At 41.3% G+C, this 21,377-nt stretch carries 19 protein-coding genes; 14 read left to right on the top strand and 5 right to left on the bottom strand.

The features are described from left to right. Position 1: 1 nt before the first annotated feature. Complete coding sequence (locus AOM43_RS07630) at positions 2-526, top strand: hypothetical protein (RefSeq protein WP_006339726.1); 525 nt, start codon at positions 2-4, stop codon at positions 524-526. Positions 527-858: 332 nt separating this feature from the next. Here AOM43_RS07630 and nth read toward each other — a convergent pair whose 3' ends face one another. Both nth and mnmE read right to left on the bottom strand, forming a co-directional pair. Beyond that, positions 859-1,479, bottom strand: a complete 621-nt coding sequence (gene nth / locus AOM43_RS07625) for an endonuclease III (RefSeq protein ID WP_006339727.1) — start codon at positions 1,477-1,479, stop codon at positions 859-861. 1 nt (position 1,480) lies between these two features. Next, positions 1,481-2,854, bottom strand: a complete 1,374-nt coding sequence (mnmE, locus tag AOM43_RS07620) for a tRNA uridine-5-carboxymethylaminomethyl(34) synthesis GTPase MnmE (protein ID WP_013925650.1) — start codon at positions 2,852-2,854, stop codon at positions 1,481-1,483. A 174-nt stretch (positions 2,855-3,028) separates the two neighbouring features. Between mnmE and AOM43_RS07615 the strand changes: the two genes are divergently transcribed. The 7 genes from AOM43_RS07615 (at position 3,029) to AOM43_RS07585 (ending at position 11,681) form a co-directional block, all read left to right on the top strand. Next, positions 3,029-3,436, top strand: coding sequence for a DUF1761 domain-containing protein (locus AOM43_RS07615; protein WP_100067469.1), 408 nt, complete (start codon positions 3,029-3,031; stop codon positions 3,434-3,436). A 33-nt stretch (positions 3,437-3,469) separates the two neighbouring features. Next, positions 3,470-4,567 carry a class I fructose-bisphosphate aldolase gene (locus AOM43_RS07610; RefSeq protein ID WP_059359730.1) on the top strand — a complete coding sequence of 366 codons (1,098 nt, stop codon included), beginning with the start codon at positions 3,470-3,472 and terminating at the stop codon, positions 4,565-4,567. An 87-nt stretch (positions 4,568-4,654) separates the two neighbouring features. Next, a complete protein-coding gene (locus AOM43_RS07605; protein ID WP_006339733.1) occupies positions 4,655-4,891 on the top strand; it encodes a hypothetical protein in 237 nt (78 codons plus the stop codon). Positions 4,892-4,985: 94 nt separating this feature from the next. After that, positions 4,986-5,963, top strand: a complete 978-nt coding sequence (locus AOM43_RS07600; RefSeq protein WP_006339734.1) for an AAA family ATPase — start codon at positions 4,986-4,988, stop codon at positions 5,961-5,963. A 76-nt stretch (positions 5,964-6,039) separates the two neighbouring features. Further along, positions 6,040-8,439: a hypothetical protein gene (locus AOM43_RS07595; RefSeq protein WP_226987446.1), complete on the top strand. Its 2,400-nt coding sequence runs from the start codon at positions 6,040-6,042 to the stop codon at positions 8,437-8,439. A gap of 53 nt (positions 8,440-8,492) precedes the next feature. Continuing rightward, a complete protein-coding gene (locus AOM43_RS07590; RefSeq protein ID WP_006339736.1) occupies positions 8,493-10,298 on the top strand; it encodes a M48 family metallopeptidase in 1,806 nt (601 codons plus the stop codon). Then, positions 10,299-11,681, top strand: coding sequence for a dipeptidase (locus tag AOM43_RS07585; RefSeq protein ID WP_059359726.1), 1,383 nt, complete (start codon positions 10,299-10,301; stop codon positions 11,679-11,681). A gap of 52 nt (positions 11,682-11,733) precedes the next feature. Here AOM43_RS07585 and AOM43_RS07580 read toward each other — a convergent pair whose 3' ends face one another. From AOM43_RS07580 to AOM43_RS07570, 3 genes are all read right to left on the bottom strand, one after another. Further along, entirely contained in the window at positions 11,734-12,480 is a 747-nt protein-coding gene (locus tag AOM43_RS07580; RefSeq protein ID WP_059359724.1) for a hypothetical protein, read from the bottom strand. 115 nt (positions 12,481-12,595) lie between these two features. Then, the gene (locus tag AOM43_RS07575) at positions 12,596-13,147 is read right to left on the bottom strand and encodes a protein-tyrosine phosphatase family protein (RefSeq protein ID WP_013925655.1); all 552 of its coding nucleotides are present in this window, start codon (positions 13,145-13,147) and stop codon (positions 12,596-12,598) included. Between the two features lie 121 nt (positions 13,148-13,268). Further along, positions 13,269-13,739, bottom strand: a complete 471-nt coding sequence (locus tag AOM43_RS07570) for a hypothetical protein (RefSeq protein WP_006339740.1) — start codon at positions 13,737-13,739, stop codon at positions 13,269-13,271. 95 nt (positions 13,740-13,834) lie between these two features. Here AOM43_RS07570 and AOM43_RS07565 point away from each other — a divergent pair, with 95 nt between their 5' ends. The 6 genes from AOM43_RS07565 (at position 13,835) to AOM43_RS07540 (ending at position 21,269) form a co-directional block, all read left to right on the top strand. Continuing rightward, positions 13,835-14,515, top strand: coding sequence for a hypothetical protein (locus tag AOM43_RS07565; protein WP_059359722.1), 681 nt, complete (start codon positions 13,835-13,837; stop codon positions 14,513-14,515). Between the two features lie 108 nt (positions 14,516-14,623). Beyond that, positions 14,624-16,036 carry a dihydrolipoyl dehydrogenase gene (lpdA, locus tag AOM43_RS07560; protein ID WP_006339742.1) on the top strand — a complete coding sequence of 471 codons (1,413 nt, stop codon included), beginning with the start codon at positions 14,624-14,626 and terminating at the stop codon, positions 16,034-16,036. Between the two features lie 60 nt (positions 16,037-16,096). Further along, the gene (gene lipA, locus AOM43_RS07555; RefSeq protein ID WP_369508925.1) at positions 16,097-17,026 is read left to right on the top strand and encodes a lipoyl synthase; all 930 of its coding nucleotides are present in this window, start codon (positions 16,097-16,099) and stop codon (positions 17,024-17,026) included. 5 nt (positions 17,027-17,031) lie between these two features. Further along, positions 17,032-17,964, top strand: coding sequence for a hypothetical protein (locus AOM43_RS07550; protein WP_013925658.1), 933 nt, complete (start codon positions 17,032-17,034; stop codon positions 17,962-17,964). 18 nt (positions 17,965-17,982) lie between these two features. After that, positions 17,983-19,743: an arginine--tRNA ligase gene (argS, locus tag AOM43_RS07545; protein ID WP_059359718.1), complete on the top strand. Its 1,761-nt coding sequence runs from the start codon at positions 17,983-17,985 to the stop codon at positions 19,741-19,743. Positions 19,744-19,820: 77 nt separating this feature from the next. Continuing rightward, positions 19,821-21,269 carry a catalase gene (locus tag AOM43_RS07540; protein ID WP_006339746.1) on the top strand — a complete coding sequence of 483 codons (1,449 nt, stop codon included), beginning with the start codon at positions 19,821-19,823 and terminating at the stop codon, positions 21,267-21,269. Positions 21,270-21,377 lie beyond the last annotated feature (108 nt).

Below are 21,377 nucleotides of genomic sequence, written 5' to 3'. Positions count from 1 at the left end.
AATGGAAAATTTTGCGTTATTAGAAGAAAGATCCATGAAAATGGAATCGGTTAAATTTATTTTACTCATCAACAAACCAGTCTTTCGGCAAGTTGTCAATGAGCATTTAAAAACGTTTGAAAAAATTTTAAATCGAAAAATTGATGCACAAGACTTACTGGAAGAAATGTCTAAATTTGGATATCAAAAGACTTTGAAAGAAAGCGAAATCCTTAAAGGGATTCTGTTAGGATATGACGAACAAAATGCACGTTTGTTTGAAGAGAGAATAAGGTTTTATTATAAACCTGCATTCAACCTACTGCGCTCTCAAAGTGAAGAACCGCACCCTTTAATAAAAAATCCTACTTTTTTTAAAAGTGACAATGATTTGACATTTTTCTCTCTTATTAATTTTCTGGTGGATCCGCATTCTGCTGAGACGCAAGAATTAAGAGAAAAATACAATGAAGCCGACATTAAAATTTTTAAAAATTATAAGCCTGATAACATTCTTCATATATCGCTTCAAAAGCTCTTGGAATGAATTTAGATTGCAGAAAAAGCTGCAAGCCCAGGGCGATTGTACTTGACTCCTAATATCTTAAACGGTAAGCCGTATTCCATCCAGCCATACCTCGTTTTAGAGTCACGCTTGCCTTCTAAGTCGTATCAGCTTTCACTAGACTCAGTACACATCTCTTAAGCAATGAAAAATTTTCAACGCCATTATTAGCTCGCCTTATGCAGCAAGTGCTTGAAAAAAGAATTGGTTAATCATGGATTTACTAGTACATCCATTCAAGAACAAACTATGATAGATGCAGAGCAACAAACTGCAGCCCAACAAGAACGCCAATTAATGCTCCAACAGGACAACTATAGATCGCCTAATACAGAACAAATAGGACATTCTTCTATATGCTGCCGGGCCTGGCAAAACTTTCGTGCAAAATAAATGATCTGCAGATGGACCTTAATCCAATCCTTTCTGGGAAACAGCTCTTTAAGGTCTTTCTCCACACGTTCTGGAGTTTTTCCTTTACTTAATCCCCATCGCTTCGCACAACGTAAAATATGTGTATCAACAGGAAAGGCGGGAATTCCAAAAGCTTGTGCCATCACAACCGATGCCGTTTTATGCCCTACCCCCGGTAGCTCTTCCAAGCCCTCAAAGCTTGCCGGAACACTTCCGTTATGCTTTTCAATTAGAATTTGAGATAGTCCCCAAATAGCTTTAGCCTTTGTAGGAGATAAGCCACAAGGACGGATGATCTCTTGAATCTTCGCAACTGGCAATTTCACCATTTGCTCAGGGGTGTGCGCTAACGCAAATAAAGAAGGTGTCACAATGTTCACGCGTGCATCTGTGCATTGAGCCGAAAGCAACACAGCAATTAACAGCGTGTACGGATCTTGGTGGATGAGCGGAACTGCTGGAGCAGGAAAATAAGCATTTAAAATTTTTCCGATTCGTCTAGCGCGCGCTTTTTTATCCACTTTATTTCCCTATACAGAATTTGGAGAAAATCGAAGAAAGTATGTCTTCTGTTACATTGGTGCCAATAATTTTCCCCAACTCTCGCAAGCATTGTCTCATATCCACACATAAAAATTCGGGCGACAAATTATCCGTTAATCCATCGTGCACATTTTGGGCAAATAGAATGGCTTGCGTTAACGCTTGCAAGTGTCGCATGCTTGTTATCACAACCTCTTGCTGGTCGGGCATCCCATTCTTCCAAATCACCTGGTCGATGGTTTCATGTAAAGTATCCAATCCTTGCCGTTCTTGTGCAGACACACACACAGTAGAAAAAGGCAAGGGAGTCATTTCCGGTTTCTGGATATCAATTTTATTCCACACACCAATAGTTTTTTCGTGGGGAATTTGCTGCATCAACAAATGATCATCTGCTTGCAAGCCTCTGCTCGAGTCTAGCACAAAGAGAATTAAATCAGCTTCTTGTATGGCTTGTCGCGAACGTCGAATCCCTTCCGCTTCCACAATTTCGTCTGAATCACGAATCCCCGCTGTATCGAGCAAGCGAAAATTCAGTCCATTCAACTTCAAATGGTCTTCTAAGATGTCCCGCGTTGTTCCCGCAATAGCCGATACAATGGCGCGATCTTTTCCAAGTAACGCATTCATCAAGGAAGATTTGCCAACATTTGGACAACCAATTAAACACAACGAAACCCCATCTCGGAGAATTTTTCCATTATGAAACGTCGCTGCTAGCTTTTGCATGGCTTCAATTGCTTCCCTTAAAGTCACTTGGATTTCTTCCATAGTAGCAAATTCCAAGCCTTCTTCTGGAAAGTCTACCCAAGCTTCTAAAATAGCCGCAATGTCATTTAAACCATGCTGAAATGTGGATATTTTACGTGTCAAAGCACCTTGTAATTGACTGCCAGCTGCATGCAAAGCCTTTTCGTTCTTTGCTCCAATTAATTCCTGCACAGCTTCAGCCTGTGCTAAGTCAAGCTTCCCATTCATAAAAGCTTTAAAGGTGAATTCCCCTGGACGCGCTGCTCGAGCTCCAGCCTCTAAAACGGTTTGTAAAACGCGACGAGCAATTAAGCTTCCCCCATGGCAGTGAATTTCAACGGTATGTTCACCTGTATAAGAACGGGGTGCATGCATAGGTAGCAGAAGCACATGGTCGACACATTCTCCTTCTCGGTTTTTGATCTTGCCATATTGCACGGTATGCGTAGGTAGCCCTTCGACAGGGCGAGAAAAACAACGACTTGCCACTTCTATGGCGGCATTCCCCGAAATGCGGATAATAGCAACCCCGCCCTCTCCTGGAGGGGTTGCAATGGCGGCAATCGTATCGCCAGCTTGGTAGGGTTCGTGGATAAAATCCATATTTATTTTAACCGTAAGACTTTTAAAATCAAAATGATCTGATAATTTTTCAAACAATCATAACGGATTTAATTGATAAGATTCAATGCCAAAATCATTGCAGGAAGGATTGCCGTTTTATTCCCAACCTCTTATAGTCATGCCTACTTTTACTTTGAATTAAAGGAGCTTTACATGATTCCCCTTTCTCCGGTTCACTTTGTACCGATTTTTGTCACCTCTTGCATATACTTAGCTCTGGGAACGCTTTGGTATTCCCCTTGGCTATTTGGGCCTACCTGGTTGAAAGAAATGCAACTTACGCGCGAACAATTACGTTCGCCATGGCTAGGCTCTTTGGCAGCTTTTTTTATGGCCCTCTTAATGTCTTATGCTTTGTCACAGTTTATTATTTTAACCAATTCCTATACGCTTGCGCAGGGAGCATGCTTAGGATTGTGGATTTGGCTGGGCTTTATTGTACCTACCCTTTTTTCTAACGTGATCTGGGAAAAAAAATCCCTAAAGATATATCTTATCCACGTCTCACTGGTTTTACTTTTTCTTATGATCAGCGGAAGCATTCTATCGTTTTGGAGATAATTAATTTGCAAAACCCATATTTAGGGAGAGACTATGTCAGAAACAGCGACTCAAAAAAGATCTTTTTTACATACTGCAGAAGAACTTCTTGGTGAAGAAGCCCATTTTTTACTTGATTACACATGTAAAGCTGTTACTCAAAATGAGATCCAAGCACCCGGTCCCGACTGGGTTGATCGCATTTTCGGTGTCAGTAATCGCTCGATTCCCGTTATGCGAAATTTACAATCGATCTTCAATCATGGGCGCTTAGCTAGAACGGGTTATCTTTCGATTTTGCCAGTCGATCAAGGGGTTGAACACTCTGCTGGAGCTTCTTTTGCCCCTAACCCCCTCTATTTCGATCCAGAAAACATCGTCAAGCTCGCGATTGAAGGGGGCTGCAATGCCGTTGCTTCTACCTTAGGAACTTTAGGGAGTGTCGCGCGAAAATATGCACATAAGATCCCTTTTATTCTCAAGATTAACCACAATGAACTCCTTTCATACCCCAATTCGTTCGATCAAATTTTATTTGCAAATGTCCAGCAAGCCTATGAAATGGGAGCGGCTGCTGTTGGAGCCACGATCTACTTCGGATCCCCTGAAAGCCATCGCCAAATTCAAGAAGTTAGCGAAGCTTTTCATATGGCCCATGAACTTGGCATGGCCACGATTTTATGGTGTTATTTGCGCAATCCGGCCTTTAAAATTGACAGTGTAGATTACCACGAAAGTGCAGATTTAACTGGTCAAGCCAACTATTTAGGTGCAACAATCGAAGCGGATATTGTGAAGCAAAAACTTCCTGTTGTAAACGGCGGCTATCCAGCCCTTAACCGCGTTACAAAAGGTTATGGAAAATATTCAGAACAGATGTATGATAAACTTTGCAGCGATCACCCAATCGACCTTTGCCGTTATCAAGTTTTGAATGGTTTTGCGGGACGTGCCGGGCTCATTAACTCAGGCGGGGCTTCAGGCAAGAATGATCTAAAAGATGCATTGAAAACCGCGATCATCAATAAAAGAGCAGGCGGAATTGGATTAATTAGTGGCAGAAAATCTTTCCAAAAGTCTATGAATGAAGGAGTCAAGCTACTTAACCTCATTCAAGACGTTTATCTGGCCAAAGAAGTGACACTAGCTTAAACAAAGCTAAAGAATTAAGTTTTATTTTAAAAAAAATCTTTTTGATATAATAAAAGTATCAACAAGATTAAAAAATGAGGTGCTGACATGAGATTCATCTTCAATTTTATTTTTTTTGGAATTCTGTTTTATCTCATTTGGCTTTACTTTCCAGATGCATTTAAAACACTTGTTGAGTGGGCATCTAACACATTCGATTTTTTCAAACACTTAGTGCAAACAGCCGTGGAAAAAGTGAATGAAACGAAGGTTCCACCCGCTCCTCCATCACCACCAGCTCCATCCAGTCTTTTGATTCCATTTTTTTCTAATTGGAAATCATAATTGATATTGAATGTCGGCCTTAAAAATCCAGTGGCTTTAAAGTCTTTTCCTTGCTTTTATGTTGTTTAACAACCTAGAAGCAAGGAATTGGCTCATGAGCGATCTGGATTCTGCTATTCAACTCTCTTTACATAAATTTCAACGTGCAAAGGAAGAAATCGGCAAAGTGATTGTCGGTCAAAGAGAAATGGTTGATCGACTCCTGGTCGCACTACTCGCTGATGGACATATTTTACTAGAAGGTCTCCCCGGATTAGCCAAAACCTTAGCTGTCACAACCCTTGCAAAGACTATCCAGTGTGATTGCAAACGGGTTCAGTTCACTCCAGACCTTCTCCCCGCCGACTTAATTGGAACATCCATTTACAATCCTAAAGATAGCTCTTTTCATGTCAATCAAGGCCCTATTTTTACCAATATTCTGATTGCAGATGAAATTAACCGAGCTCCAGCCAAAGTTCAATCCGCCCTTCTTGAAGTCATGCAAGAAAGACAAGCCACCATTTCAGGAAAAACCTTTGTGACAGGCTCACCCTTTTTGGTCTTAGCCACACAAAATCCGATTGAACAAGAAGGCACCTATGTCTTACCAGAGGCCCAAACAGACCGCTTTATGATGAAGGTTAAAATTGGATATCCCTCCATAGACGAGGAAAAAACTATCATTGAGCGGATGGCCACCCTTGGCAAGCATGTTGAACCCGGACCGTCTCTCTCTGGAGATGAAATTTTGGCCACTCGACAACTAGTCAACCAAATCTACGTAGATGAAAAAATCATCAACTACATCTTAAACATCGTTTTCGCAACGCGGAATCCCAAAGCCTATGGAATCCCCATTGATCAACTTCTTCTCTATGGGGCTTCCCCCCGCGCAAGTATTGCTTTAACGCTTTCTGGCAAAGCTCAAGCTTTCCTAGCTGGTCGATCTTACGTGACGCCCTATGATGTCAAACAAGTTACCCACGATATCTTACGGCATCGATTAAGAAGAACCTATGAAGCAGAAGCTGAAAACGTCTCCCCAGATGAAATCATTGATCGTATTCTTGAAAAAATTCCAGTCCCTTGATTTTCAGCTCGAATTTAACATTTTTTTTTGCTTTAATCTCCAGTAGATTTATTGCGAAAATTGGAAATGTATGAGCATGAACAAAAATTGGCTACTCCCCGTCTTAATTGCATGTGTTGCAATCATCGGCTATTTTAATGGACTTTTTGAGCAAAGCGGCCCTGCAGAGGCTACTGAAAAAGGGATAGCTTCTCAAAATAGCTCATTTAAAGTGGATTCTCAACCTCTTTTACAAAATGTCGAACGCTTAGGGATTAACCTGGCGATTCCGAATACGGACGAAACGGGCCAAATTTTTCGCAATATCCTGATGAATCCTGGATTTGAAGGAAAAATCGATCGCTTAATCGTAATGACTTCCCAATCAGACAAAACGAGTTTTTCCGATGATAAAGGATGGGGATACCCTGATGGTTACTGGAAAGGGGCCACTTTCGAAGTGCGTTCTGGTCCCTATGTAGGATTAAAAGGAAATATTTCCGATTCTTTACATGAAGGAAAGGATGGATATCCTCAATATTTTTCCGATATCACCCTACCCACCTTCCAGCCAGATGATGTCATTGCTTTAACAAAAACTTTTCCTCAAGACTCCCTTTCTTTTTGGCGCATTTCAGAATCGGCTCAAAAGCTCGTCAAAATTGACGAAAATCATCGACCAGGTAGTGGAGGCTCGCATGCACTTCTTTTAGAGCCTGTTCACCACATTCCTCTGACAATTTCAAGTATTTTTGATAAAGAGGCTCAGCAAAACGGCAAATTAATTCCTGTAAACGGCAACTGGAATTTCTCCATTTGGGTCAAAGCCGAAGGGGAAAATCCAGCCCTCTCAATTGAATTTAAAAGAAAAAGCCAAGTTTTTTTAGCGGAAACCATCCATCCGACCTCTTTTTGGAAAAAATATAGCTTTGACTTCACCGCGCATGATGATGGACCTGCCAAGCCGCTAGCCCTTAAAATAACGGGAAGTGGGGATACAGGCATAAAAATTTGGGTGGATGACTTATCTCTAGGACCTATTCAAGAAGAGTCAACAGAATTTAGACAGGAAATGATCCAACTTTTGAAAGATCTACGCCCTTCTTTTATTCGTGAGCACCCCTCCATAGGAGACACGTTAGAAAACCGTCTTGCTGATCCAACAAAACGGCAGCATTGGACGTTACACACAGCGGGTAGCAGTGGACAAGAAATGTTCAGCTACTCATTGAATGAGTTTTTAAATTTGTGTCAAACCGTGCGAGCTAATCCTTGGATCATTATTCCAACAACCTTTAGCGATGAAGAATACCGACAACTTGGTCAATTTCTCGCCTTGCATGCGCCAGAACACTTATTCCCAAAAGTCATTTTAGAATTTGGTAAAGAAAACTGGAACTGGACTTTTCGCCCCACAGGAATCCCTATTCCTAGCTCCCATGGTGCTGTTGCTAATCGTGCCTTTCAATTCATTCTACTTGGAGCAAATGCCCCCACACATTTCATTAAAACCATCAATGGGCAGTACATTGACCCACCGCTTTCTTTGATTTATTTAGAAAAAAGTGCCACAGCAGACGCATTAGCAATATCTCCTTATTTTTTCAATTCGCTAGATGCACAGACATCGGACAAAGAGGCCATTAAATCTCTCTTCCAAGCAGATCGCGGATACGTTAAACAAATTGCAGCCGGAACAAAGTCATTGGGGAAAAAGTTCTCTGTTAGTGAAATAAATTTACACACCTTTGAAGGAACGGCTTCTGGTGAACAAAAAAACCGTTTTGTGGCAGGCAGTATTGCAGGAACGGCTTTTGCCAAAAGAATCCTCGAGTTGATCAAGTTGGGTGCTGATCCCATCATGGTCTTTAATCTTTTTCAACATAATTCCAATACATGGGACTCCCAAGATGATGTCAAATTATCTGGCATTGTGCGCAATGTAGGTACACACTTTAGGTATAGACCAACAGGTTTGGCCATGCGCATGCTCAATACCATCTGCGCAGGCACTGTTTATGATATTGGACCCACTACTGTGGATATCAATGCCATTCATCTGACAGCGCTCGCTTTCACACCTGAAAACGCATGGGCAGCAGCCCTTGTTTCTACAAATGAAAGTGCACTATCACTTGATTTAACGTTTCCAGATGATAACAAACCTCTGCCTACTTCCATGACATATATAGAGGCTGCATCCCCATTCGATAATAACGAAGAAAGCGAAAAAGTGACCTTAAAGCATCTCCCTCTAAAACATGTTAATCATCGCACTGTTTCCCTTACAATTCCCCCTTATGGTTTTGCAATTTTAGATTCACAAAAATCCCTCACAAAAATACTTCGAAAAGAACTTTCTCACGCATTCGAAATGCAAGCGATTGCCTCACTCGATTCCTCTGAAGCTCCACAAAATCAAAAAGAACGGGAATTTTTAGAACATTTTGAGGAAATTCGTAAGAAGAGAATAGAATTTGAAGAAAATGCGCCGTGATTTAAATCATTTTATTCCTTTAAGCTAATGTTTTAGCAAATCGAGGAACGCGCGTGTTTTCAAGTATTTTCTATCTTATTCTAGCCCTATTAGCCATTAGTCTTTCTCCTCACGAAGGGGTCTCCAATGCACATCCTTGGATGGCTTTCTTTATTTCAATAAGCTTATATGCACTGCTCATTGGTCTCATTTTCTGCCAAAACATCCTGTTTAGAGAGACTTTAAGAAAAAACCGAGCCCTCATCCTGAATCTTGTCAACTTAGAACTATTGGGCTTTCTCATTCTGTATCATTACCTTTTAGGTGGAGATCAGATTTTCTTTTCTTCTTTTCAGCTGTTCCCCACAACGCTTCAAACTTTCTTTTCTGTGGCTTTATTCTTTTTTGGGCTGTGGGTTTTTCATTACACAGGATTTAAACAAAAGCGACTCCATCTTCCCCATGAAAATGCGTCTTCCTACGCGTCAGCCCAAGTACGCTTTATCTTCCCTTTTGCGATTCCTTTTCTTTTGCTTACTTTTTTGACAGACATCTTCCAAAACAGCTCTTTGTTTGATTTTAACAAAATGCAGGAAATGTCAACGCTGTCCGACACGCTTATTCTCCTAGGATTTAGCCTGGTCTTTATGCTGCTTTTATTATTATTTTTGCCTCCTCTCATTCAATGGATTTGGCAATGTCAACCTTTAGAACCTTCACCCCTTAAAGAAAGACTTCAAGCGATTTGTGAACGAGCCGGTTTTAAACATCCCAAGCTGAAAACTTGGACAGTTATGAACCAATCCATGACGGCAGCGATCATTGGCGTAGTCGCCCCATTTAGATACATTTTATTCACCAAAAAACTCCTGAATAGCCTTTCTCCTGAAGCTGTTGAAGCTATTCTTGTTCATGAAATAGGACACAGCTACCGTCGCCATCTTCTACTCTACCCATTCATTTTATTTGGTTTTATTACCCTCGCTGGAATTTTTTCTCTAATATTTGCCCAAACCCTTGAAAATACCCTGAACTTAGAAATCCTGCTAAATCCCACCTTTGATTGGCAGCTCATTGTCCCTCTGCTCTTTTTCCTCTGTTACGGTGCTTTCCTTATGCTGTATTTCCGCTACGTTTTTGGTTTTTTTTCACGCCTATTTGAAAGACAGGCCGATTTACATGTCTATATCCTAGATGTTCCCCCAGAACACATGATAAAAGCTTTAGATGAATTAGGCGTCGCGACAGGGCATACACATGACCACCCAAGCTGGCATCACTATAGCATTCGACAAAGAATCGATTTTATTAACAAAACAATTCAATCTCCCTCTGTTGTGACTCAACATCATCAAAAAGTCAAAAAAACACTTTTAGCTTACTTTATCACCCTCTTGGTGGGGATTATCTTGTTTCTTTCCCCGTGGCTTCCCAACGTATTTCCTTTTTCCAAAATCCAAGAAACATTTTCCTCGATTTCAAATGGATTAAATCAATCTTGGAATGCCTCACTTAGAAACGATCTTGCCCAGCAATATCAAAATGACTATCAACTCACAGGTCATTCAGAAATCATTCAAAAGACTTTAGAAAACACTTTTGAATCTTTTGATAGGGGAAGAACCGTGGAAGAAATTAACCTCATAGCATCACAACGTTTGTATAAGGCTGGTGAGGTGTCTGCAAGTGCGACTCTCCTAATTCAGCTTTGGCACCAAATTTCACCCAACCATTATCCTGAGTTATTTTTAGAACATCTCACGAAATTTACAGTCTTTATTTTGCAACAACCTTCAATCAATCCAGAAAAAATCCAACGCCTTCAGCAAGAATATGAAAAAAAGATGGCGATCATTAAAACCTTCAAAAAGGACATTTAAATGGTTCAAAAACATCTCACAGAACTACAGTCTTATTTCACTGAAAATAAATCTCGCATTTTAGAAGAATTTTTTACCTTTCTACGTTTTCAAAGCATAAGTTCCGAGCCCGAATTCCAAGGTGCGATGCTAGATTGTATTGCTTGGTTAAAAGATTATATTCAAAAAATTGGATTTGAGGTCGAGATTTGGAAAACCGAAGGACATCCGATTCTTTTTGCTTCCAATCTAAATGCGGGTCCTTCCAAACCCACGCTTTTAATTTACAACCATTACGACGTTCAGCCTGTCGATCCTCTTGAATTATGGAAGTCTCCTCCATTCGAGCCTGTTCAAAGAGGACAAGAAATTTTTGCACGCGGTGCTCAGGATAACAAAGGACAGTGCTTTTATGTTTTGCAAGCTTTAAGAGCCATGTGGGAAAAGAGTGGACAATACCCTCTTAACATCAAACTGTGTATTGAAGGGGAAGAAGAAATGGGAAGCGGCTCTCTTGCCAAAATTCTTCCACACAAAAAAGTCGAATTAAAAGCTGATTATTTGGCTGTTGTCGACATGGGAATCAACAAACCGACGGAACCAGCCGTAACCCTGGGAATTCGGGGTATTGTGACAATGGATGTCGAAGTGACTGGATCTTCTTTTGATTTACACTCTGGTTCCCACGGTGGCATGGTTTATAACCCCATTCATGCCCTATCTGAACTTATCGCTAAACTGCGAGATGAAAAGGGCAAAATTCGTATTCCCCATTTTTATGATGATGTGCTGGAAGTTTCAGAAGATGAACGTTCCTGTTTGGCATTAGATTTTGATGCAGAAGAATATGCCCACACATTTGGAACAAAAGCGACTGGAGGGGAAAAAACCTTTACGCCTTTGGAACGCGCATGGATCAGACCCACGATAGAAATCAACGGCATACACGGAGGCTACTGTGGAGATGGATTTAAAACTGTGATCCCTTCTAAGGCTTACGCCAAAGTTTCTTGTCGCTTAGTTCCAAACCAAAGTCCACAAAAAATCCGGCAACTTGTGGCAAGCTTTTTCGAAGAGAATGCTCCTGATGGGATCAAGGTTAATGTACATCTGCATGAGGGTGGAGGTACAGCTGTCAGAGCAAATCATCAATCCAAAGTCCTCAAGGCTTTTGCTAAAGCCTACGAGGAAGTTTTCGATGCACCTTGTCAGTACATCTTCAGTGGAGGTTCCATTCCTGTGGTGACAAAACTTGCCGAAACCAGTGAGAGCGAAATTTTATTACTCGGATTAGGCCTTCCCGATGATCAAATTCATGCTCCAAACGAACATTTTGGTGTCGACAGACTTGAAAAGGGCTTTATGGTGATATCAAGAGGTATTGAATTGCTTGGAAATGAATGAGAATAAAGGCTCACAAAAAATGAGCCTTTCATTCAGCTACAGCTTCAACATTTCATTCTCTATTTATGGGCAAGGAAGATAAGGGTACTCTGGGAACTTTTAGAACTCCCACTTTTAGCCAACTCTTCCGAAGTTCATCTAATAGCTTGTGCTTTTCAGCTCGTGCTGATGCAATTGTCAAGCAAGCAAATTTCTCAATGGAAATCTCTTTAGACATGCTCTGAAATGCTTTGAACCATACTTTGGAAATAGTTATTAAATCATCATCTCCAACACCCAAAACTGTCGCGCAAAAAACATGGCTCAAAACATAGCTGTTATGCAGCGTTAAGCTATCTGCTGGTGGCATTCCAATAAATCCAGTTAAATCGGAACTGTTATGCGATGTAAGGTTTTCTCTTGTTTTAGTTTGCATTCCAATAAACTGCGTTAAATCACGGCCTTCAATTAACCAATTTCTGTTGTATACAGCACTAAGAATAATAGGCATAGCCAATCTTAAGGAGTAGGCATCGCCGGTAAAACCTTGTGAAGGAAAACGGTCTCTGAAATAAGCTAAGGGAATGTTTTTTAAATCATCGCCGTCTACTGCACACTCACATTGAGAACATTGTGATGCTCTTTCGACAGTAACATCTCGATTAAGAGTTCTCTGAAAACCATAATGTTCATCAAAAAATTGATTTACTTTTTCAAATTCATTCTGAATTTTTTTCTTATCATTTTCCTCGGAAAGCGAGTATTGGTCATACGGATGACCAATCACGTTCGAACATCTATCACTCACATTGCTTGTCATAGTTCCCCTCCTAAAGGGACATATTTTGAAAAGGAACTACACTAATACGAAGATTTAGAATATGTAAAGAGATTAAATCGTCTTCACAGTATTATTTCAGATATCTACGAGCATCTTATTGCGACTCATAGCCTCTTTTCAAGTCAAAATCCACTTCTTCCATAGCTGTATCTACAGGCTTTGTAGAGCCGTAATTCTCAATAAATTCAATCTGTCTGCGATTTTTTATAGCTCTTGGCAACACTGCCATTGCTTTTCTCCCATCAGATTTGCAAAAAAATTTATACACGCATGCAGCCACTACTAAATTTCTATCCGTTCCATTTTCACTGTGGATTAAAATTTTAGCATGCGGATTTTCTTTGACAATTTCAGCTATACGACAGATAAGGTCTCTTAGTTTATCTTCTTCCGGGAGTTCCAAGCGAGAAATGGGTAAATGTTCCGCATTGATATCTCGACTAAGGTAGGCTTGATAAAGGCTATCTGACTCTAATAAAGAAATCACATGCGTAAATCTTCTTTTTAGAAAAGAAAATACCTGCTCGTTGGTTGCTTCATTTTGTAAACCTTGAAAAGGATTTTTACTTAAAAAAATTTTGCAAGGAAATCTGACAAATAACTGGGCTTGAAAATTGGGCTGTACCCCTACACTGCTCTGTATCATACTAAGACCTGACGCACTAAGAAGTTAAAATATAAAAGTATTTTTTAAAAAATTCATTTGATTAAAACAAGAGCTTTTGCACTCGCTTTAAGAAGATAGATTGCTCACTTATGAATACTGTTTAAGCATCTAAATTTTGCATTTTTTTCCACCCGCAAAACAGCATGGGCAAAGAAAGAAGCACATAAATAAACCAATAAGCACCATTCCATTGCAGAGTAAAAAAGCTGTCAGACGCAAAGAGAAATAAAATCATTCCAAAGAGAAAAAAAACAGATCCCCCCAACAGAAGACCCATCGGAATGGCAACCGTTTTAATGGGTTCATAAATCAATTCAGGAACTTTTTGTAGGGTTACAGCAGACTCTTTATGCTCTTCTTTTTGCTCCTCAAAAATTTCTCCGTAGGGAGATTTTGGGATCGTTGTGTCTTCGACCGGCTTATAGAGTGGCGCTGGAATTTCATCTTCAGGAGTTAGTCCTGGAAGGATCATTGGAGAAAGATAAACTCCACAGTAAGAACAATTTTCTTCGGAAAAAGGAACCCTTGCTTCACAGTTCCAACAGAGTCTTTTTTTGTCTGTTGCATTCATATTTTCTTCTTAGATATATTGGAAGTGATCTTTTTAAGGGCGCTCTGACATTTCAAAGCTTCCCTTTCTTTTATACAGGAAATTAGCTGCACATCATGAGATTCTGGTTCATTTTATTTTTGCTCTTTGAAGGATGTGCTTCTTATAAAATTCCAACAAGCAGTTTTCTAGCTTCTTCCTGCATTTATCCTACAATAGATAACACATCTTTCCCTCAAGATGCAACACCTTCTCCACAGAAACAAGCGGCTTTATCCCACTGGCTTTATCGTTATATTCCTCGTCACCGCAGCCAAATCAAGCCTTATGATGTGGGGCATTGGCTCACATGGAGCTTATTTGGTAACGATGACGATGGCATTTTTGGTGAGGAAGAAACGGCTCATTACCGCCCTGAATACCCCATCTCTGCATCAAAAGCCCTGTGTTGGAGTCTTCGAAATCCTTTACATAATTTTTGTTTCTATGTGATTGGCTCGGCTCATCGAAAAAATAGTGAATGGACACTTTTGAAAATGACGAAAAAAGGGATTTCAATTGGCGACTATTCCGAAGAAGGAAAAATTGTTTTCGCGAATGAAAGGTCCTGTTTTTTTGCCGGCCTGCATGGAGGCAAACCTTTTTTATCTTTACGATTATGCTACTTCTCTCATTATCGCAGTGATTTTTATATTGGTTGGCGTTGCCGCGGCAACTTTGGCTTAAAGTTTAACCTTCTCACAAAGCGGCCCCTTCGAAAAACTGAAGAGCCCTTGGAGAAAATGACTAATTCTTAGCTTCAAAACCTTTATTAAGAATTCATTTTATTGTATCTTAATTATAAAGATGGGTAGTCATTTTAAATGATTTATTTACTAACGTTTGAATAATCTGCAGAGGTGAGTATGCCTGATACTCAAAAAAAATTTGATGTAGCCGTTATTGGCGGTGGTCCCGGTGGCTATCCCGCAGCGATTAAAGCTGCCCAAAACGGATTGTCTGTCGCCTTAATCGAAGCCAACACACTGGGCGGCACGTGTTTGAATCGAGGGTGTATTCCCTCTAAAGCTTTGATCGCTAATGCAGAAGTATTGCAAAAAATCAAAGACGCGGAAGAATTTGGCATTTCAGTCGGCACTGTCTCCTTCGACTACGCCAAAATGGTTCAACGAAAAGACGATGTGGTCAAAAAAGTTCGCACAAGTTTGGAAGGATTGATTGCTTCTAATCGAATCACCCTTTTCCGTGGCTATGGAAAATTCACGTCTGAAAGAACTATCAAAATTACGGGTCAAGACAACCTCGAAATTTACGCAGACAAAACGATTATTGCCACAGGATCGGAGCCTCGCTCAATTCCTGCTTTCCCCTTTGACTATAAAAAAATTCATGATTCCACCTCATTGCTTGATTTGACAACACTGCCAAAAAAAATTGCGATTATCGGGGGCGGAATCATCGGATGTGAGTTTGCTTCTTTATATGCCGCATTTAACGTGGAAGTCATCCTTATCGAGATGATGCCCCGTATTCTTCCCATGGAAAGTGGAACAGTCTCTGGTTTTTTAACGAAGGCCTTTCAAAAACAAGGGATCTCGATCGAAACCAGTGCAATGGTCCATTCGATCGACTCAACCGAAGCCGGCATTAGTGTCAATCTTGCAGGGGATAAAACCATTACAGCTGACATTGCCCTTGTAGCTGTTGGGCGTCAACTCAATACAACGGCAATTGGTCTTGAAAAAACCGGGGTCTATGTACAAGATAACGGGTTAATCAAAGTGAATGATCAGATGGAAACGAACATTGCAGGAATTTACGCGGTGGGCGATATTGCCTCCAAATGGTGGTTAGCGCACGTGGCTTCACACCAAGGTCTAGTCGCTGGAAGTAATGCTGCTGGAATCAAAGCCACCATGCATTATAACGCAATCCCCTCGGTCATTTTTACCCACCCCGAAATTGGAACTGTCGGTCTATCTTTAGAACAGGCTCTCGAAGCTGGTTATGCAGCTACCGTCTCAGCGTTTCCTTTCAGCGCTCTTGGCAAATCGCAAGCAGCGATTCAAACTGAGGGATTTGCGCAAATTGTAACGGACAAAAAAACGGGACAAATTTTAGGTGCTCAAGTTGTGGGTCACGATGCCTCAACTTTAGTCGCCGAAATGGGTGTCGCCATCGCAAATGAATTGACTGTTGAATCTGTTGCTGACACAATTCATGCACATCCAACTGTCGCAGAGGCTTGGATGGAAGCGGCCTTATTAGCCAACGAAACTCCATTGCATCTACCTCCGAAGAAAAAAAAGCAGGACTGATTGATGACGCAAGAAAAATTTGACCTCTTTCCTAAGCCTAAGATCTCTAAGTTAAATGTTTTGCCTGCAAATCCTGAAACCCGTGATCCTGAGCAGGCTGTTGGACCTGGACGTTTTCCCTCATGGCTACATCGTAAACTCCCCAAAGGCTCAGAACTGCGAGCTACAAGCAAAATTGTGGCAGAAAATCGTCTTCACACAGTGTGTGAAGAAGCCAAATGCCCGAATCTTTTGGAATGTTGGTCAAAAAATACAGCGACCTTTCTAGTCCTTGGAAAAGAATGCACTCGTAATTGTGGTTTTTGCAGCATCGACTTTTCAAAAGCCCCCAAAGCGATTGATCCCAACGAACCTAAACGTGTCGCAGATTCGGTTAAGCAATTAGGCCTTAAACATGTTGTGATTACAATGGTGGCGCGCGATGATCTGTCAGATGGCGGAGCCGGACATTTAGCTGCTGTGGTTGAAGAAATTCGACGTGAAAACCCAGACGCCACAATTGAAGTCCTGACCTCCGACTTCTTTGGAAACGAAACAGCTTGGGACCTAGTGCTCGATGCTAAACCCGACATTTTCAATCACAATATTGAAACCGTTCGAGAATTAACTCCACGCGTAAGACACCATGCCACCTACGATCGAACCCTTTCTTTTTTAAGCTATATGAAAAAGCATTTAGCCAACTCTCACACCTTAATTAAGTCCGGTTTAATGGTGGGACTCGGGGAAACGGAAGAGCAAGTCCTCGCAACAATCCAAGATTTGCAACAGGCCGGATGTGCCATTATCACAATTGGCCAATATCTACAGCCTCATCGCCAAAAGCTACGAGTCAAAGCCTTCGTAACTCCCGAACAATTTAAACATTATGAACAATTTGGGCATTCCATAGGTGTTCCTTATATGTATTGCGGACCTTTTGTCCGTTCAAGCTACAATGCCAATCTTGTTCTCAAAAAAGCAAATGAATCCATTCACATTAATAGTTAAATAATATGACGCATAATCCACAAAATGATTTCAATGAAGAGCATTCTTTTACGAATGCGATAGACCATTTGATTCTCATGCATCGAGAATGCCACTTTGGTGGACATTTTCCCACTATGATCGATTATTATGAAAAAGAAGGAAAAGGAGTCTCCGAAGATTTTTCCTTAGAAGATATCAATCGATTAGCCATGCTCGAGGCACAGATGCAGCAAAATTTAGCTGCACTCTTATTGACAGGTCCTGAAATGGAAAAAGTAGCTCAATCAAGAGACCTTTATAAAAAGCTACGTTCTTTGTATGAAACAGAATCTTCTGCTACCAAAATTCCTCGCTTGATTGCCGATCTCATCCTCTCAGAAAGAGAATCGGAAGAACAAGATATCCAAGCAGTTGCCGATCAGAAGCACGCGGTCGTTCCGGCGCTCATCGATTTGCTCCGTTCAGAAGACTTTCATGATCCCCTATTCCCTGGATATGGACTTGCGCCAGCCTTAGCCGCAAAATGCCTGGGACTAGTTGGAGATAAACGCGCCATTATATCCTTATTTGAATCGATTGGAGAAATGGACGTTTTTGATGAAGAAATTACCCTAAAGGCTTTAAAGAGCATTGGTGAACCTGCCAAAGAGTTTCTCATGCGAATTCTCAAAGGACGTCCCTTAACTTACGATACTGAGCGGGCTGCGATTGCCTTGGTTTCTTTTAAAGATGATGAGGATGTGGCGCAAACATGTCTCAAGATGCTTCAGGAGAAAGATATCCTCTCCAACCTATCTCTTGCTCCATATCTGATTTTAACATGTGAAGGCCTTAAAGATCCTGCCCAACAAAAAGATTTTAAAGAGCTTTTAAATCATCCCGCCCTCTCAAAAGAGCTTGCCCTGGATATACGTGCCGTTATCCATAGCTGGGGAAATCAATCAAAACACTCATAACAAAATAGCCTTATCAACATGTCAACTTTACTCCATATTTTAAGTCAAAAATTTCAAACAGCCATCCTTTCGGCTTTTCCAGAATGGGATCCCAATACGCCCCTCCCTTTGGAAATTTCCCAAAGCACACAAGCGCAGTTTGGACATTATCAATGCAACTCTGCCATGAAATTGGCAAAAGTATTGGGTGCGAAACCTCGAGATATTGCTACCCGTATTATTGAGCATGTAGATGTCAATTTAGAAGGGATTCGCCTGATCGAAAAAATGGAAATTGCAGGACCGGGTTTTATCAACATCACGCTGGATCCCGCTTATTTATCACAAAAGTTGCATCGCATTCTTTTGGATTCCCATTTAGATATTGAACTACCCCAGCATAAGCAAAAGATCATTGTGGAATTTTCATCCCCAAATACAGCCAAAGAGCTCCATGTGGGTCATTTGCGCTCGACCATCATTGGGGATAGCTTGGCTCGCCTTTTTGAATTTCTAGGTCATGATGTCTTGCGACTCAATCATATCGGGGACTGGGGCACAGCCTTCGGAATGCTGATTGCTTACATGAAGCAAGAGACGCCGCATGTGTTAGATGGGACAGAAAAGACCGATCTTCAACATTTAGTTCAGTGGTATAAAAAATCAAAAGAACGGTTTGATAGCGACGCAGATTTTAAAAAAACGTCTCAACTTGAAGTGGTCGCTTTGCAAGGTGGCGATCCAGCAGCTCTGAAAGCGTGGGAAATCATCTGCGATATCTCCCGTAAAGCTTACCAAGAAATCTATGATCTTCTCGACGTCAAAATTATCGAACGAGGCGAGTCTTATTACAATCCGATGCTAGCAGACACTGTCGCGGATCTAGAAGCCAAAGGTCTTGTCACCCTATCTGATGGTGCAAAATGTATCTTCCTAGAAGGCTTTCAAAACCGTGAAGGCGCCTCATTGCCCTTAATGGTTCAAAAGTCTGATGGAGGTTATAATTATGACACAACCGATATGGCGGCCATTCGTCAACGGACTCTGGAAGAAAAAGCGGATCGAATTATTTATGTGACCGATGCAGGACAGTCTCTTCATTTTCAAATGATTTTCCAAGCCGCCGAAAAAGCGCACTATCTAGATGCTTCAAAAGTACGTGTGGACCATGTACCGTTCGGTTTAGTTTTGGGATCTGATGGGAAAAAGTTTCGAACCCGATCTGGTGAAACCGAACGTTTAATCGATCTTCTACTAGCCGCTGTCAAGCATGCAGATCAATTGCTCATCGAACGCTCCCCTGAGATGCCAAAAGAAGAACGAGAAAAACTTGCTAAAACGTTGGGTATCGCGGCTGTAAAATATGCCGACCTTGCTTGCAATCGAACAGGCGATTATACCTTCAGCTACGAGCGCATGCTTCGCTTTGAAGGGAATACGGCTGCCTTTTTGATGTATGCTTATGTACGTGTGGCAGGCATTAAACGCAAAATTAATCCGGCTCTCAAAATCGAAGAACTTAAAGATCCGATTGTACTTGAGCATCCCTCTGAAATTTCCTTAGCGGTACATCTAGCACAATTTGAAGAAGCCCTAGAACAAGTGGCTTCAGACTTGTTGCCAAACCGCTTAACCGAATACCTGTACGGTTTAGCAGAGAAATTCAATGCTTTCTTCAGAGATTGTCGCGTCGAGGGATCCCCACAACAAAACTCTCGCTTGCAAATTTGTGAAATTGTGGCCAAAACCATGAAACAGGGCCTTTCGATTCTTGGGGTCCAAACAGTTGAGCGGATGTAATAGCGCATAATTTTATTGAAAATAAACCTCCATCCTTATATTTAATTTTAATTTAACAAGTTAAAAGGGGGATAAGGATGGAGAATAAAGATACGCTGACCACCACCGCTGGAGCACCCGTACCAGACAACCAAAATTCGCTTACAGCTGGGCCAAGAGGCCCTTTACTTATTCAAGACTACCAGCTTGTTGAAAAGCTTGCTCACCAAAATAGAGAACGTGTACCTGAACGCACCGTGCATGCTAAAGGATGGGGAGCTTTTGGTACGCTCACCATTACCCACGATATCACCAAATACACTTGTGCCAAAGTTTTTGCCGAAGTTGGTAAGAAAACACCCATGCTCGCCCGTTTTTCGACTGTCGCAGGCGAACTGGGAGCTGCCGATGCAGAAAGAGATGTCAGGGGATTTGCCTTGAAATTCTACACTGAAGATGGCAATTGGGATCTGGTTGGAAATAACACCCCCGTCTTTTTTGTGCGTGATCCTTATAAATTTCCCGATTTTATTCACACCCAAAAAAGACACCCACGCACAAATTTACGCTCACCCACAGCCATGTGGGATTTTTGGTCGTTATCGCCCGAATCTCTTCACCAGGTCACCATTTTGATGTCTGATCGTGGTTTGCCGCAATCCGTGCGATACATGAATGGATACGGTTCACACACTTACTCATTTATTAATGCACAGAATGAGCGTTTTTGGATCAAGTTTCATTTCAAAACAGCTCAAGGACACCGTCATTGGACAAATGCGGAAGCAGCAGCTGTCGTAGGAAAAACCAGAGAATCCACTCAAGAGGATCTCTTTCACGCCATTGAAAAAGGAGACTTTCCCAAATGGAATGTGTTTGTTCAAATCATGCCAGAACATGAAGCAGAAAAAACACTTTACAACCCGTTCGATTTAACAAAAGTCTGGCCTCACGGCGATTATCCTCTGAATCCGGTCGGCGTTTTAGAACTTAATCGCAATCCTGATAATTACTTCACGGATATCGAACTGGCTGCTTTTTCCCCATCCAACATTGTCCATGGAATCAGCTACTCCCCTGATAAAATGTTGCAATCGAGAATTTTCGCCTATGCAGATGCACACAGATACCGTTTAGGTACCCATTATGAAGCATTGCCTGTCAATGCACCTAAATGCCCGGTACACAATTATCATAAAGATGGGCCTATGCGGTTTTTTCCAAGTCGCACACCTGCAGATGCTTTTTACGAACCCAATTCTTTCAATGGACCTGTTCAAGATGAAAAATACAGAGAACCACCTCTCAAAATTTCAGGGGATGCCGATCGATACAACCATAGAGAAGGAAATGATGACTACAGCCAACCGCGCGCCTTATTTAATCTGTTCAATTTCGAACAAAAACAACGTCTATTTAATAATGTTGCAGATGCCATGCAAGGAGTTCCTCAATATATCATTGACAGACAACTAGGTCATTTTGAAAAGGCACATCCTGATTACGCAGCAGGTGTACGCAATGCCCTACTCTCTCGTAAAAACTGAAGATTATCGGATGGGAAAAAGAGTAAGTTTCCCATCCGATTAGTTTTTAAGGCTTGCGTCTTTTTTTATGATTTAGTAATCTCAACTTAACCAAACCCATTTATAAAA

It is taken from the genome of Parachlamydia acanthamoebae (assembly GCF_000875975.1).
Taxonomy (GTDB): domain Bacteria; phylum Chlamydiota; class Chlamydiia; order Chlamydiales; family Parachlamydiaceae; genus Parachlamydia; species Parachlamydia acanthamoebae.
This window is presented reverse-complemented; position numbering and strand designations above follow the sequence as displayed.

What these genes read in the sequence shown, in the direction of transcription:
- AOM43_RS07585 (WP_059359726.1), top strand. Translation starts at nt 10,299, where the DNA reads ATGGTTCAAAAACATCTCACAGAACTACAGTCTTATTTCACTGAAAAT.
- AOM43_RS07575 (WP_013925655.1), bottom strand. Translation starts at nt 13,147, where the DNA reads ATGATACAGAGCAGTGTAGGGGTACAGCCCAATTTTCAAGCCCAGTTA.
- lpdA (WP_006339742.1), top strand. Translation starts at nt 14,624, where the DNA reads ATGCCTGATACTCAAAAAAAATTTGATGTAGCCGTTATTGGCGGTGGT.
- mnmE (WP_013925650.1), bottom strand. Translation starts at nt 2,854, where the DNA reads ATGGATTTTATCCACGAACCCTACCAAGCTGGCGATACGATTGCCGCC.
- AOM43_RS07610 (WP_059359730.1), top strand. Translation starts at nt 3,470, where the DNA reads ATGTCAGAAACAGCGACTCAAAAAAGATCTTTTTTACATACTGCAGAA.
- AOM43_RS07580 (WP_059359724.1), bottom strand. Translation starts at nt 12,480, where the DNA reads ATGACAAGCAATGTGAGTGATAGATGTTCGAACGTGATTGGTCATCCG.
- AOM43_RS07615 (WP_100067469.1), top strand. Translation starts at nt 3,029, where the DNA reads ATGATTCCCCTTTCTCCGGTTCACTTTGTACCGATTTTTGTCACCTCT.
- AOM43_RS07600 (WP_006339734.1), top strand. Translation starts at nt 4,986, where the DNA reads ATGAGCGATCTGGATTCTGCTATTCAACTCTCTTTACATAAATTTCAA.
- AOM43_RS07570 (WP_006339740.1), bottom strand. Translation starts at nt 13,739, where the DNA reads ATGAATGCAACAGACAAAAAAAGACTCTGTTGGAACTGTGAAGCAAGG.
- argS (WP_059359718.1), top strand. Translation starts at nt 17,983, where the DNA reads ATGTCAACTTTACTCCATATTTTAAGTCAAAAATTTCAAACAGCCATC.
- AOM43_RS07605 (WP_006339733.1), top strand. Translation starts at nt 4,655, where the DNA reads ATGAGATTCATCTTCAATTTTATTTTTTTTGGAATTCTGTTTTATCTC.
- AOM43_RS07565 (WP_059359722.1), top strand. Translation starts at nt 13,835, where the DNA reads ATGAGATTCTGGTTCATTTTATTTTTGCTCTTTGAAGGATGTGCTTCT.
- AOM43_RS07540 (WP_006339746.1), top strand. Translation starts at nt 19,821, where the DNA reads ATGGAGAATAAAGATACGCTGACCACCACCGCTGGAGCACCCGTACCA.
- AOM43_RS07595 (WP_226987446.1), top strand. Translation starts at nt 6,040, where the DNA reads ATGAACAAAAATTGGCTACTCCCCGTCTTAATTGCATGTGTTGCAATC.
- AOM43_RS07630 (WP_006339726.1), top strand. Translation starts at nt 2, where the DNA reads ATGGAAAATTTTGCGTTATTAGAAGAAAGATCCATGAAAATGGAATCG.
- AOM43_RS07550 (WP_013925658.1), top strand. Translation starts at nt 17,032, where the DNA reads ATGACGCATAATCCACAAAATGATTTCAATGAAGAGCATTCTTTTACG.